The organism is Rummeliibacillus sp. NPDC094406 (assembly GCF_044763875.1).
Taxonomy (GTDB): Bacteria; Bacillota; Bacilli; order Bacillales_A; family Planococcaceae; genus Rummeliibacillus.
The window spans coordinates 31,961-44,321 of record NZ_JBIWGZ010000006.1; the positions used below are offsets into that span (position 1 = coordinate 31,961).

Consider the following 12,361-nt stretch of genomic DNA (forward strand, 5'->3'; position numbering starts at 1 on the left):
TGTTATGTATTAATTTTTATTTTTTATAAGTATGTAAATGAAGCCCTATCCTTACTCGTATAAGCTAAACTAATAACATTATCTGGTAAACGCTCTTTCTTAATATCATTTATGTATCCCAGTTTGCACTCTTTATATAATTCAAACTGTTGATCTGGAATATATAGTTTCCAATCCAAATATGGTTGTATAGCTTTAACATCAATATTTGTTTCTAAGTAACCATTTTCATTGATATGTATCTTTTCATTTAATAAAAATTCTTCTTGAAGTCCAGAAAAATAAGACTTTGACCGTTGCTCTAAAATATCGTACAACTCACTAAATCCCATCAATTCTAACCATTCTGTATGTATGTTTTTAAAAAAGCTATTACTTGCATAATGACCTTTAAAGCTAGAATCCACTGCAAGTATAATTTCCTTCCCTAGTTGAGTCTTAGGGAGTGGAATATCATAATAAGCCATAATCAGCATTAGAGTGCTAAATGGAAATTTCTTATGATAACTCTTATCAGCAGTGATTCCCTTGTATAGATTCAGATTAAAACAATTAGGATTATACTCACTATTATTGTATTGTTGGCTTAAATGATTATCAAAACAAGGGAAATTCTTTCGGAAAGCCATATCAACACCTATTGATTTATTCCCTGTATTTTCAATACCATATAAGTTTTCAAAGTCAAAATAATAATTAGGTTTCCATTTTCCACTTGTTATATCTTCTAGTAAATTGCATGATATTGAGTTATCACTATCAGTACCAAATATTAAATCACGTTTCTCATTAATTTCATTTGTCCATTTTGGAGCTTTATCTTTATAATATTGTTTCATTAATTAGTAAGAGAAAAACTCTCCTACTATCCTTCTTGTCTAAATATCTAAATAACTATATCCCACAATAATGTGAAATACTTTCTCCTTTTAATCCTCGTAAAATTTATTAATTATTATCAATTAATAATACGAAGTCAAAAGAAGGAAGTAGTTATATCGAATTTTGTATAACCTCTCACGTTTACACCTCTCGTTTCTATATTTTAGATTTAATAATTCTCAATGTAATTCTTGTAACTCGAAGACATTTTGTCGTTGAATTGACACTTTCCGTTTTCAACCATACTTATAAAGGCTTGAGTTACTTCTAAAATTGAAGCCACTTGACCTTGCGAAATATGCTTTCTTTTACGCAACATTATTAACTTTTCATTTTCCGTAAATTCGATTTCATCCATAATGTCCTCCTTGTAAATATCCTTTTAAATTAATAAAAAAGAGACAGCCGATTTCTCGACCGCCCCCTCTTAATTAGAGTTATGTATTATTTTTTTGTTACTGTTAACACTGCAACTGCTTTTTGTGAGCCAACTTTAAGTGAGTATTCACCAACAATTTGACCTTTTGTGCTATCACCTGACTTAGAAAGTGGTTCAAAGTGTGCTTCACGCAATGCAACTGGTTTTACATATGAATCATTGAAGAATACAATTTTATCCGCTGGGACGTGTTTAGAAAGTACAAATTTTGTGCTTCCATAATTCGTCAATACTTCGTCAACAAGTAGCCCGAATGATGTAGTAGTGTGTTGATATGAGTAACGATCTTTGTAGATTGCATCAACTTGTTCTTTTAAATCAGCATTTACAAAGGCATATACTTGACCTTCTGATAAATTTTGATTCCATAGGTTACGCATAGCCTTTTTAATATCATCTTCTGTTACAGTACCAGTTACTGCAACTGCATTAGTAGCATCTGCAAACTGAATGATACCGCTCATATGACGAATAAAATCACCTGTTGAACCGTCTGCACGTAATCCATTGATCAATTTCATTTCTAAATTTGATTTCATTTCAAGTAAACGGTCAGCCACTTCTTCGCTGAATTTTGTAGATTGCATTGCTTCCGCTGTACCTGAAATTGAAACGGCTTTTTTGAAAATTTCAAGAATATTTGTGATTTCACGTTTTGCAGATTGTTGGAATACTGTAGTATCTCCACCCTCAACTGCTGAAATATCTGCTGTATCATCTAAAGTTTTTTCCTTCCATGTATATACAGTTGATAAAGCTTTTTCTACACCTTTAGATAAAAGTAAAGAAGAAAAAGGCGTATTTTGAACTCCTAGTAATGCTAATTCATTGCTCAAAGAAATTTGTTCTGTTGCTGTAAAGTTTTGTGATGTAAACATAAATATCAATCTCCATTCTATTTTTATAATTTTATATATATTGAAAAAGGCATCTATATAATAGACACCCTTTAACAACCAAACTTATTTAACTGTGACATATTGTCACTACTTACCAAATAATTTACTAAATTTTGCACTGATCATACTTCCAACATCTTTTTTAGCTTGTGCTTCCTCATATTGAGTTGTAGAACTTGCTCCACTAGGCACATATGAGTTATTCATTTTGTCTTGCTTGTAAATCTCTTTTAATGTATCAATTACATTTGATAGCTCATCTTCATTTTGTACTTTGTTAATAAACAGCGGTACAAATTGACCGAATCCGTTATCTTTAAGTTCCCATTTTACGCTACTTGCAAAACTCTCTTTTCTAAGTTTTTGTAGCTCTTTCTGAGTTTCTGATTGTTCTTGCGGTAACTTACCTCGTAATTCCTCTAACTCAATTTTTAAAGCATCATAATCTGCTTTAGATACCGTTTCAGATACTTCTTGTTCAACTTGTTCAGTAGTTTCAATTTGTTCTACTTGTGTAATTTCTTCCATTTCATAACCTCCTAAAATGTATGTATTAATAAAACTATCCTAGCGTGTTCCGTAAGACATTCTAATATAAATACTATAAGCAACACCATACATATACTAAAACGTTTATATGAGACTCCTACACTTATTTAATTTGATGTAAGTAACTTTTTAACAATCACACTCCTTAAAAATATAAATAAAAAAGCCACTCTATATATGAGTGACAAATAACCTATTAAAAATATAAGTAAAAAGTGGAGGAAGGAGCATTAGCATAACACTAACACTCCACTAAATAATGAACTCATAGTTGGGGTAAGGTGGTGAACCCCATTACACTATTAAAAATATTAATAATATAATGCGAATCATCACTTTGTATTCATTCTGATAAATATCCATTCTCTGTCGTTGTATCCATTCTGAGAAATATCATAAACGTTCGCTATTTTTCTAATTGTAATAATTTATTTTGTCAGTTTTGCATGTGTATCCATTCTGATAAATAAACGAGAATTACTTCACATTCAACTTATATCCATTCTGATAAATATCATAAACTGTTTACATTCATTCTGTACTTTCTAACTTTTTCTTCCTATAGAAAACCATGAGAATGTTGTTATACCAATGCTCATAGCATGTTTTACTGACGTTTTTATGCAAAAATGACCATTTTTAATGATTTTTTATCATTTTAGAATATGTACCCTTCCTTTAGAGACTATTATAAAATTTGAAAATTAGCATACCCCTAACATCAATAATATCAAGGGTTTAGGTGATCGCAAAGTGTACTTTAGTAAACTAAATCATTTTTACAAAGTCAGTCGTACCAACGGTCATATCGTTTTCAGACGTTCTAGTGATTTTTTATACCCCTATTAGGTATTTTTACGTATCAAATTTATTTTACTTCCTTTATCACTATTATCTAAAAACTCTATAATGTACCGTCTTTATTGGATTTTGAAGGATATACAGTTAGTAAAATACTAAAATCATAGTTATCTAAGTGCCGATTAATACTAGGTTTTGAATCGTTTTAACTTTTTCTACCTCTTTAATTCGTAGGTTGGTGTTGCGTTCCTTAAGAGTGCTATTGTAAAATTCCTTGAAAACTTCAATGAAATCAACGTTTTTGACACTTTAGTAAACTAAATTATTTTAAAAAATCCTTATGTATCAACGGTTATATCGTTTTCAGAGTGATAACGCTCCTTTAACGTACATTATAGAGAAACCTTTAAAACTCAATAAATACGGTACTTTATAGTAATTTAGCACGTTAAAGTATTTCTACAATTATTGATCTAATAAGGTTTTATCGTTTTGACTACGCAATTTTACTGAGTGATATAAAATGCTTGTTTTATATTCCTTCCATATATATGATTTGTAATCAACTCTTGAAACCGTTGATATGACTGCGTTTATAGATGGTTTCTATTTTATAACATTTTATCTCTTCCATATATATGATTTGCAGTCAACTCTGAAACCCCTACTCCCCCAATGGATACGAGAGTTTTTTAAAAGCTATCTTTTGTTTGACTTTTATTTTGAACTTTGGCATGAACTGTTTTAGTAATCAAGGACAACGGTGCAAAAGTTTGTCTGCCAAGTCTTAGTAAACTTAAAAAATATTAATCTACTAAAACAGAGACAGACAACTACATGAACTTGCCCCAGTGTATCTAAGGTTATCCGTATGCTCTCATTCAGTTGCGTGTATTTCTACACAATATACCTACTCATGACACTTCTGCCCCACATGGTTCTTATATGCTCATATAAGCGATTGTACTTGTATAAGTTAATGTCTATCCTTCTACAGCGGAACTCAACAACATATAATCTACGGTATATCCTACGACTGCCTTAACAGTCCAGACCTTCCTCTCCGTACACTTTAAATTAATTGGTGGTACTCACCATTCACGTACTAAGCATGAACGAGAAAATGCTTGTATTGTACGCTAGACTTAATTATTGCATCGGCTAAGTCATAACCTATCAAGGTTAGATTATAGTCGTATTAGTTGGCAGTCCACGACTAACTAAACACTAAAATAAGCGTACTTAAACCGTACTTAAATAAACCTTTCACTTGTAATTTTTTGAAAAAGGCTTTAGAATTGCATTAAATACACTTAAGCTTGTCAGGCATTAGTGTTAGTTATATTCAGTTGTAGAAGGAAAGTGATTGCCGTCACTATCCTTCTTTTTATTTTGCTTAGAATTAGTGCTTCTTCTTATTTAGCAAAGTCATAGCAGGTGAAAAGCTATCATGAGATTTCCTTAAATCATCTGTATCCATTTGTATATATCTCCGCATTGTACGTATATCTGACCAACCGCCCATTTTTTGAAGTGTAAAAGCGTCACAGCCATTCAAAGTCATTCCCTTAGCCCAGGTATGCCTGTAGACGTGTGCTGTAACCTTCTTACCTTTAATTCCTGCTTTTTCCGCATAATACTTTAATCGTTTATTGAAATGATTTTGCCCTAGTGGCTCTCCCCATTGAGATAAGAAAATGCGATCAGTTGAAAAATGCTTTTTATTCTCCTCAATGAGTTGTAAAAGTAATTTAATTGAATGTACAGATAGCGGAACATATCTAGGCTTTCTATTTTTATTTTGTTCGCCTGATAACGTTATAAAGCGTGTTTGAAAGTCAATATCAGATATTCTTAGGCTAAGTAACTCTCCTGCTCTCACTCCACAATCCAGGAGTAATGTCATAGCAACGTAGTCACGAAATCCAACGTAATCACGCAAATTAGGTTGTTTGAATACTTCCTTTACTTCTTCATCAGTAAAGCAATTGGTAAGGTCTATATCTTGCTTTAATAGTCGGACATTGTGCATAGGATTAAATGCAATTAATTCTTCACGTTCAAGGAAATTGAACATTGCTCTATATACTCTTAATCGAATATTGATTGTTGTATCTGATAATCCTTTCCCTCTATCCCCTGTAATGTATTTGTGTCCATCATATTTAGGAGCGTCATACTTTAAATAATTAATGTAATCTCTAAAAATTTGTGGAGTTAACTCATCAACTGTTTCAATCTCATAGTTCTCATTTAACCATTTAACAAAATATCTCCAATCTTTACGGTAGTCCCTCAATGTTCTACTTCTTAAACCTTCTGCACTTTTTCCTGATACAACTAAGTCGATAGCTTGTTCAAATGTTAATTTTGGATATTCTTTTTGATTAGACATTTTCCCAATTGGTGTTCGTTTTCTCTTTTTTAAGACCATAAAAAAACCTCCTCAATTAGTAATGTTTCAACAAACATTTACTAATCAAAGAGGTAGAACACAATCCAATTTCACAACTTTTAGGGTTGTTAATAAACATTTTCAGGATTGTGTACATGTCATTTTTAGTTGTAATTTATAATCCCTTACTGCTTTTTAACATTACCCTAAAAATCAGCATTCTTCCGGTGTTCCAGCAACTTTCGCTGTGCGGAAGGAAGAACCACATCCACATGAAGCAATTGCATTTGGATTGTCGATTGTAAAGCCTCCACCCATTAAGGATTGTTTAAAATCGATTTTCGTTCCTTGAAGAATTAGGGCATCCTCACGGGATACAAGAATTCGTAAACCATGTTCTTCAAAAAGCTCGTCATTCTCTTGCTTTTCTTGTTCGAAGCCCATTGCATAAGAAAGACCACTACAACCGCCGCCTTTTACGGAAACGCGTAGATATGAACCCTCTTCCTCGTTGTTTCGCATCATTTCTTGAATATGAAACGCTGCAGCCTCTGTAATATCAACAACTTGTGTCATCCGTGTCACCTCTTTCCTATATTCATCATATCAATTTTCTATTGCTGAGTAAAATATCAACCTCTCACAAAAATATCAATTTTATCATTAAATTTTTGTGATATAATCCTCCTATATTAGAGCTAAGAAATGAGGCTATAGACATGGAACTCTCTCCTTATTATGAAAAACAAATTGAGTGCATTCATTGCAAAAATAAGTTTAAATCAATGAAGGTACGAACTAATTTTGTCAAAATAAAAGAAAGTGATAGTGATTTCCGTCCAATATACGAAAATGACGTAAACCCTTTACTTTATAATGTATTCGTTTGTGAGCATTGTGGCTTTTCATTCACTGAAGATTTTACAAAGTATTTTGCACCAGGTGTAAAAGAGGTAATTGATGAGAACATTACATCACATTGGATACCTCATAGTTTTTCAGGAGAACGTACAATCTCTGGAGCTCTACAAGCTTATAAACTAGCACTTGTTTGCGGAGATTTAAAAAAGGAAAAGCATATTGCATTGGCTGGACTTGCTCTTCGTACAGCATGGCTATATCGTGCAATCGGCAACGAAGAACAGGAAAAACGATTCATGAAGATTTCCCGAGAACAATATATCGATGCTTATTCTACTGAAGATTATGCGGATACATCCATGAGTGAAATACGTGTCATCTATTTAATCGCCGAACTATCTCGTCGACTTGGTGATCGAGAACAAGCAATTCGATACTTCTCTCGGGTTATTGAAAAGCAAGGATCTTCAAACGAAACAAAAATAATTGAAATGGCAAAAGATCAATGGCAAGAAATGCGTGCTGAAAAAGAGGCTACAGTAAATTAATCTCTTGTTGTTAATCCATTTCGAATTGGAGAATCGGAGTAATCCTACCGAAAATGTAAAAAAAATAGACTGCCCAAAATAATCGGTTTTCACCTAATTATGGGCAGCCTATAAATTATTTTAAAATACTTGTTCTACTTCTACAACGCCTGGTACTTCTTCTAGAAGTGCACGTTCAATCCCCGCTTTTAAAGTGATCGTTGAACTTGGGCAGCTACCACATGCACCTAATAAACGTAGTTTAACAACACCATCTTCTATATCTACTAATTCGCAATCTCCTCCGTCACGAAGAAGGAATGGTCTTAATTTATCTAATACTTCTTGTACTTGTGCTTGCATATCTGAAACATGTTCTGTCATTGCTATCGACTCCTTTCTCTAAAATTATTATAATGTCTATAAGATAAAAAATCCATTATAGAAATGCGAGGTTCCTTGTTATGGCAAATAAATCCGTTGTAATTGAAATTTACGGGGCTAATGTACAATGTGCAAGCTGTGTAAATGCACCATCCGCAAAAGATACTTATGAGTGGCTACAAGCCGCAATTGATCGCAAGTATTCAAAACCTGAATATACTATCACTTACATCGATATTGAGAGTCCAATTGAGAATGAGCACCATGCTAATTGGGCACAGCGCGTCATAAATGACGAGTTTTTTTATCCACTAGTCCTAATTAATGATGAAGTAATTGGAGAAGGCTACATACAGTTAAAACCTGTTTTTCAAGCACTCGAACGTCATGGTTTTCAAGCACACACATAAACGAAAAAGCTATCCTATAGTTTGTAGGGTAGCTTCTTTTATTCCACAAATAGGTAGTTAGTTTTACTCTACTTAAGGGAGTGACTCCTGAGAAATAACAATCCAGACGGCCCCCGCAAGTGAACGAAACTAATCGATATCAACAGGATTGTTATGCAAAGCCTTCAAAAGTGCAGAGAGTGTCCGTTAATGATATACATTCCTTTCGTCATAAAAAAGGCCAGAAACGTTATTTCTTCAACGTTTCTGGCTTACTATTAACCGTTATGACGTTTGTACATCCATAATAAACCCGATTTCATCAAACGAGCAATACGACCTGTTACTGTCTTATCAGCAAGATAAACAAAACCTTGTTTTTTACCAAGAGCTCCCATAAAGCCTTTTAATTTTATCTCAGGCATTTTTTCTGGTAGCGGTTGATTGTTCCAACGTAATTTTAATACTTTTACAATATGTTCTGCTTGTTCTTCCGCTAGTTGTGCACTAGGGCCAAACTGTGAAGCTGCACAGTCACCAACAACATAGACATGTTCATCGTTTGGTACATGCATATATTGAGTAACTGCAACACGTCCACGATCTAATTCAAGACCAGTATCACGTACAACTTTTACTGGTTGAATACCTGCAGTCCACACAACTGCATCTACTTCAATTTTTTCTTCATGATTATAAAGAACTTTATCTGCTACTTTTGTAATGTTCGATTGTGCGATTACTTCTACATCGTGATTATCAAACCATTTTTTCACGTATTTACTTAGACGTTCTGGGAAGTCTTTTAAAATACGCGGACCACGGTCAAATAATTTAATTTTAAGATCTGCACGACTTTCACGTAATTCACTAGCTAATTCAATACCACTTAATCCTGCTCCTACAATCCCCACAGACGAACCTGATGGTAGTTCAGCTAGGGTATTATAAGTAATACGGGATTTTGCCATTGTTTGGATACTATACGTAAATTCATCCGCTCCTGGTACACCGTGGTACGTATCCTCACAGCCTAGTCCAATAACTAAATCATCATATTCAACTTTTGTTCCATTATCAAGAAGTACCATTTTATTTTCTAGATCGATGCTTTCGACTTCTCCGTAAACAGCTGAAAGTCTTTCGTGTTCAGGGAATTTAACACGGATATCTTTTTCAGGTGTTGTTCCCGCAGCCAATGCATAAAATTCAGTTTTTAAACTATGGAATGGTGCACGATCAACTAGAGTAATTTGTACATCCTCAGGTAAATTGTTTGGTAATAAGCGAAGTAATACGCGCATATTGCCGTAGCCGCCGCCTAATAATACTAAGTTTCTCATAGTAATCTCCTTATTTAACAAATTCGTCACATTTACTGTCCTTAACGAGTATAGCTGATTGTGATAAGTTTCACAATATGTTTGTGATAGATTTCACAAATAAAAGTAGATAATTGTTTTAAGTAGAAAAATTGACGTAGAAAAAAAATAATAGTAGGATTCGAAGGGTGAGGTGACGTGTGATGAATCCACTTGTTGAATTTTGCGTCAGCAATTTGGCAAATGGCTCCCAAGAAACATTTGAAGTGCTAGAAAAAGATCCAAATATAGATGTACTAGAATATGGCTGCTTAAGCTACTGTACTAGATGCTCTGATACATTATATGCACTTGTTAATGGAGAAATGGTTGAAGCTGAAACGCCAGAAGAGTTAACCAAAAAAATTTATCAGTTCATTGAAGAAAATCCTTTATTTTAAGGAAAAAAGGGATCTAATAAGTCTGTTTTTACTTATTAGGTCCCTAATTTTATAGATAAAGCAAAACGCTCTGCTTCCGCATTTATTTCATCATTTCAAGTAGGGTATCAACTGTATAAGTTGCAGGTTGCTCTTTTTCTTTGACGTCTTTTGTACACGTAACACCTGTATTTACATGCAGTGTATCGATGCCATAATTGATTCCAGCAAGGATATCCGTATCGTAGTTGTCTCCAATCATCAACATATCTTCTTTTTGTAAATTAAATTCCTGACGAATGATTTCTAACATATGCGGAGCTGGCTTACCAATGTATATTGGTGCAACATCCGTTACATTGTGAATCAATTCAGCAAGAGCACCGTTACCTGGTGCAAATCCAAATTCACTTGGATATTTTATGTCGCCATTTGTTGCCACAAATACTGCACCATTTTGAACATCGTAACATGCATCCGCCAACATTTGATATGTTAGTTCAGGATTCATTCCCTGGACAAATACATCAGGATTTTTATTTACAATCTTCATGCCCGCATCAACAAGTGCTTGACGAAGTCCATCTCCACCTAAAACTTTTACTGATTTATTTGGAAAATGATTAGCAATATATTTTGCAGTTGCCATTGCAGAAGTCATGATATGATTAGTTTTTGCTTCAATCCCCATTTTATACAATTTTTTTTGAACTTGAGCACCTGTCATTTTTGCGTTATTCGTCGCAAAAAAAGGTTCTATTCCCTGCTGTTGCAAGTAATGAATAAATTCTTTTGCTTCCACAATCGGATCTAGTCCTCTATATACTGTACCATCGAGATCAAAACAATAGGCTTTATACTTTTTCATCATTGTTCCTCTGGGATAAATGCAGAAACGGGTCCTAACTCATTGATTAAATAATCATTCACGCGTGGAGAAAATTCTTTAATTGCAGCTAAATTTCCAGATAGAACTTGAACTACTTCTTCATCATTCACTTCTAAAATATCACGAACAAGACCACGACGTAGTCCGATTAATGTTTTCAATGGTTGATCCATATCTGTTGTAATGACTTTTTCATCCACTAAAATATCAATGATGTCTTCGTAACTTCCAGGATCACGCATAATAAAACCATCAATCATAGAGTTACCTACATCGATAATTGCTTCAATAAGAATATTTGCTATGCGTTCAGCGGCCAATTTATGTACATCATCAACTAGCCAATTATCTGTTTGTTCAAACTTATTGATAAGAAAATCCATATATTCAAGGTTATTTGTAATTTTTTTTCGGTCAACAAAATACATTGTATTTCCTCCATTCAAATAGTAAAGGTTGATACCTTATTCTCTTCTATAGTACCATAATTTTAGTATCGGAAGGGGCTACGAAAAAATGGAAAGATTTTTCTTATATGATGATATAGAAGAAAACAAGACGAGATTCGTCAGTTTTATGGGTGAAAACCAACGTTATGATTTAGCAATTTTACAAAGTGTTCGTTTCTATGGCAAAATCCTTGTTTTAGACATGCAGCACAATCGATTTGCCATTTTAGGATCAGATGATTTAGATGAGCCTGGCTATTTGGAAAAAGTCTACAATCGGCCACCTGAAGAAGCACAGGAAATTCGTGAATATTTATACGAATTAGTCGGATAAAGTGAAACTCCCATCAGTGGGGGTTCTTCTTCCCCACTAAAAAAGAACTCAGTTTAATTTCGCCACGTCCTGTGGCAACAACTGAGTGTCCAACATCCTGTTGGACCGAACCAATCGGGCTTTTACGGGCAGTTATCTCCCACCTATCTTCTTTGCTTCTATCTCAATTTTGAAGTGGAGGTATTACTGCCCGTTAATGCGGGATAAAGTGAAACTTTCATCAGTTGGGGTTCTTCTTCCCCACATAAAAAGAACTCAGTTTAATTTCGCCACGTCCTGTGGCAACAACTGAGTGTCCAACATCCTGTTGGACCGAACCAATCGAAATTTTGCAACAAAAAAACATCGAAAGAGCTTAATAAAGCTCTTGTTCGATGTTTTTTTGTTGTTCTGATTGACCTAGGGTATTCGAATCTTCGAATGTGGCAATGGCAGTTTCTGTTTCCTCAACTAATAGTGGATCTTCACTGTCTACTTCCGGTTCCTCTACAACTTCTAAAGTTGATTCAACCACTTTTGGTGCTTTCCCAATCTTCTTTAATACGAAGTAAGAACATCCGAAATTACAATACTCATATAGATAATCCTGTAATGTGCTAATTCTTGTGTCAAACGAAGCTTTTTGGTTTTTGTCTTCATAAAAACCTTTTAAACGAAGCTGGCCATACCCCCAGTCCCCCACGATATAATCATATTTCGATAATATATCGCTAAAACGTAGGATAAAATCCTCTTGTTTAAATCCCTCTTTGACTTCATCTATTAGTTCATACATGAACTGATCTGCAATGATCATTTTATCACCATCCATTTGTTATTGGT

General features: G+C 33.9%; 14 protein-coding genes and 1 pseudogene. 4 read left to right on the top strand and 11 right to left on the bottom strand.

Going from position 1 to position 12,361, the window contains the following annotated elements; all coding sequences use genetic code 11:
• Window positions 1-23 precede the first annotated feature (23 nt).
• The 6 genes from ACIQ4I_RS15395 to ACIQ4I_RS15420 form a co-directional block, all read right to left on the bottom strand.
• Entirely contained in the window at window positions 24-839 is an 816-nt protein-coding gene (locus tag ACIQ4I_RS15395) for a hypothetical protein (protein ID WP_403097529.1), read from the bottom strand.
• Between the two features lie 212 nt (window positions 840-1,051).
• Window positions 1,052-1,240 (bottom strand): helix-turn-helix transcriptional regulator, encoded by a 189-nt coding sequence (locus ACIQ4I_RS15400; RefSeq protein WP_403097532.1) that lies wholly within the window; start codon window positions 1,238-1,240, stop codon window positions 1,052-1,054.
• 86 nt (window positions 1,241-1,326) lie between these two features.
• Window positions 1,327-2,199, bottom strand: a complete 873-nt coding sequence (locus tag ACIQ4I_RS15405) for an SU10 major capsid protein (protein ID WP_403097534.1) — start codon at window positions 2,197-2,199, stop codon at window positions 1,327-1,329.
• Between the two features lie 108 nt (window positions 2,200-2,307).
• Window positions 2,308-2,748 carry a hypothetical protein gene (locus ACIQ4I_RS15410; RefSeq protein WP_403097536.1) on the bottom strand — a complete coding sequence of 147 codons (441 nt, stop codon included), beginning with the start codon at window positions 2,746-2,748 and terminating at the stop codon, window positions 2,308-2,310.
• Window positions 2,749-4,972: 2,224 nt separating this feature from the next.
• Window positions 4,973-6,004, bottom strand: a complete 1,032-nt coding sequence (locus ACIQ4I_RS15415; RefSeq protein WP_403097539.1) for a tyrosine-type recombinase/integrase — start codon at window positions 6,002-6,004, stop codon at window positions 4,973-4,975.
• A 174-nt stretch (window positions 6,005-6,178) separates the two neighbouring features.
• On the bottom strand, window positions 6,179-6,541 hold the full coding sequence (locus ACIQ4I_RS15420) for a HesB/IscA family protein (protein WP_403097541.1): 363 nt from the start codon (window positions 6,539-6,541) through the stop codon (window positions 6,179-6,181).
• A 143-nt stretch (window positions 6,542-6,684) separates the two neighbouring features.
• On the opposite strand from ACIQ4I_RS15420, the gene ACIQ4I_RS15425 reads away from it, so the two are divergent.
• Window positions 6,685-7,374 (top strand): DUF2225 domain-containing protein, encoded by a 690-nt coding sequence (locus tag ACIQ4I_RS15425; RefSeq protein WP_403097544.1) that lies wholly within the window; start codon window positions 6,685-6,687, stop codon window positions 7,372-7,374.
• Between the two features lie 120 nt (window positions 7,375-7,494).
• Here the strand turns inward: ACIQ4I_RS15425 and ACIQ4I_RS15430 are convergent, their stop codons facing one another.
• Window positions 7,495-7,737, bottom strand: a complete 243-nt coding sequence (locus tag ACIQ4I_RS15430) for a NifU family protein (protein WP_403097547.1) — start codon at window positions 7,735-7,737, stop codon at window positions 7,495-7,497.
• 80 nt (window positions 7,738-7,817) lie between these two features.
• On the opposite strand from ACIQ4I_RS15430, the gene ACIQ4I_RS15435 reads away from it, so the two are divergent.
• Complete coding sequence (locus ACIQ4I_RS15435) at window positions 7,818-8,147, top strand: YuzD family protein (protein WP_403097549.1); 330 nt, start codon at window positions 7,818-7,820, stop codon at window positions 8,145-8,147.
• 257 nt (window positions 8,148-8,404) lie between these two features.
• Here the strand turns inward: ACIQ4I_RS15435 and ACIQ4I_RS15440 are convergent, their stop codons facing one another.
• Entirely contained in the window at window positions 8,405-9,469 is a 1,065-nt protein-coding gene (locus ACIQ4I_RS15440; protein ID WP_403097552.1) for an NAD(P)/FAD-dependent oxidoreductase, read from the bottom strand.
• A gap of 182 nt (window positions 9,470-9,651) precedes the next feature.
• On the opposite strand from ACIQ4I_RS15440, the gene ACIQ4I_RS15445 reads away from it, so the two are divergent.
• The gene (locus ACIQ4I_RS15445; protein ID WP_403097555.1) at window positions 9,652-9,888 is read left to right on the top strand and encodes a YuzB family protein; all 237 of its coding nucleotides are present in this window, start codon (window positions 9,652-9,654) and stop codon (window positions 9,886-9,888) included.
• Window positions 9,889-9,970: 82 nt separating this feature from the next.
• On the opposite strand, the gene ACIQ4I_RS15450 is transcribed toward ACIQ4I_RS15445, so the two are convergent.
• Window positions 9,971-10,735, bottom strand: coding sequence for a TIGR01457 family HAD-type hydrolase (locus ACIQ4I_RS15450; RefSeq protein ID WP_403097558.1), 765 nt, complete (start codon window positions 10,733-10,735; stop codon window positions 9,971-9,973).
• A complete protein-coding gene (locus ACIQ4I_RS15455) occupies window positions 10,735-11,184 on the bottom strand; it encodes a DUF86 domain-containing protein (RefSeq protein WP_403097560.1) in 450 nt (149 codons plus the stop codon). Before ACIQ4I_RS15455 ends, ACIQ4I_RS15450 begins: the two co-directional genes overlap by 1 nt.
• An 88-nt stretch (window positions 11,185-11,272) precedes the next feature.
• Between ACIQ4I_RS15455 and ACIQ4I_RS15460 the strand changes: the two genes are divergently transcribed.
• Complete coding sequence (locus tag ACIQ4I_RS15460; RefSeq protein ID WP_403097563.1) at window positions 11,273-11,539, top strand: DUF3055 domain-containing protein; 267 nt, start codon at window positions 11,273-11,275, stop codon at window positions 11,537-11,539.
• 460 nt (window positions 11,540-11,999) lie between these two features.
• On the opposite strand, the pseudogene ACIQ4I_RS15465 reads toward ACIQ4I_RS15460, so the two are convergent.
• Window positions 12,000-12,335 (bottom strand): annotated as a pseudogene (locus tag ACIQ4I_RS15465) (YutD family protein); the annotation flags it as partial.
• Between the last annotated feature and the right edge of the window lie 26 nt (window positions 12,336-12,361).

Coding starts and splice junctions, on each gene's coding strand:
- ACIQ4I_RS15395 (WP_403097529.1), bottom strand. CDS start 839: ATGAAACAATATTATAAAGATAAAGCTCCAAAATGGACAAATGAAATT.
- ACIQ4I_RS15400 (WP_403097532.1), bottom strand. CDS start 1,240: ATGGATGAAATCGAATTTACGGAAAATGAAAAGTTAATAATGTTGCGT.
- ACIQ4I_RS15405 (WP_403097534.1), bottom strand. CDS start 2,199: ATGTTTACATCACAAAACTTTACAGCAACAGAACAAATTTCTTTGAGC.
- ACIQ4I_RS15410 (WP_403097536.1), bottom strand. CDS start 2,748: ATGGAAGAAATTACACAAGTAGAACAAATTGAAACTACTGAACAAGTT.
- ACIQ4I_RS15415 (WP_403097539.1), bottom strand. CDS start 6,004: ATGGTCTTAAAAAAGAGAAAACGAACACCAATTGGGAAAATGTCTAAT.
- ACIQ4I_RS15420 (WP_403097541.1), bottom strand. CDS start 6,541: ATGACACAAGTTGTTGATATTACAGAGGCTGCAGCGTTTCATATTCAA.
- ACIQ4I_RS15425 (WP_403097544.1), top strand. CDS start 6,685: ATGGAACTCTCTCCTTATTATGAAAAACAAATTGAGTGCATTCATTGC.
- ACIQ4I_RS15430 (WP_403097547.1), bottom strand. CDS start 7,737: ATGACAGAACATGTTTCAGATATGCAAGCACAAGTACAAGAAGTATTA.
- ACIQ4I_RS15435 (WP_403097549.1), top strand. CDS start 7,818: ATGGCAAATAAATCCGTTGTAATTGAAATTTACGGGGCTAATGTACAA.
- ACIQ4I_RS15440 (WP_403097552.1), bottom strand. CDS start 9,469: ATGAGAAACTTAGTATTATTAGGCGGCGGCTACGGCAATATGCGCGTA.
- ACIQ4I_RS15445 (WP_403097555.1), top strand. CDS start 9,652: ATGAATCCACTTGTTGAATTTTGCGTCAGCAATTTGGCAAATGGCTCC.
- ACIQ4I_RS15450 (WP_403097558.1), bottom strand. CDS start 10,735: ATGAAAAAGTATAAAGCCTATTGTTTTGATCTCGATGGTACAGTATAT.
- ACIQ4I_RS15455 (WP_403097560.1), bottom strand. CDS start 11,184: ATGTATTTTGTTGACCGAAAAAAAATTACAAATAACCTTGAATATATG.
- ACIQ4I_RS15460 (WP_403097563.1), top strand. CDS start 11,273: ATGGAAAGATTTTTCTTATATGATGATATAGAAGAAAACAAGACGAGA.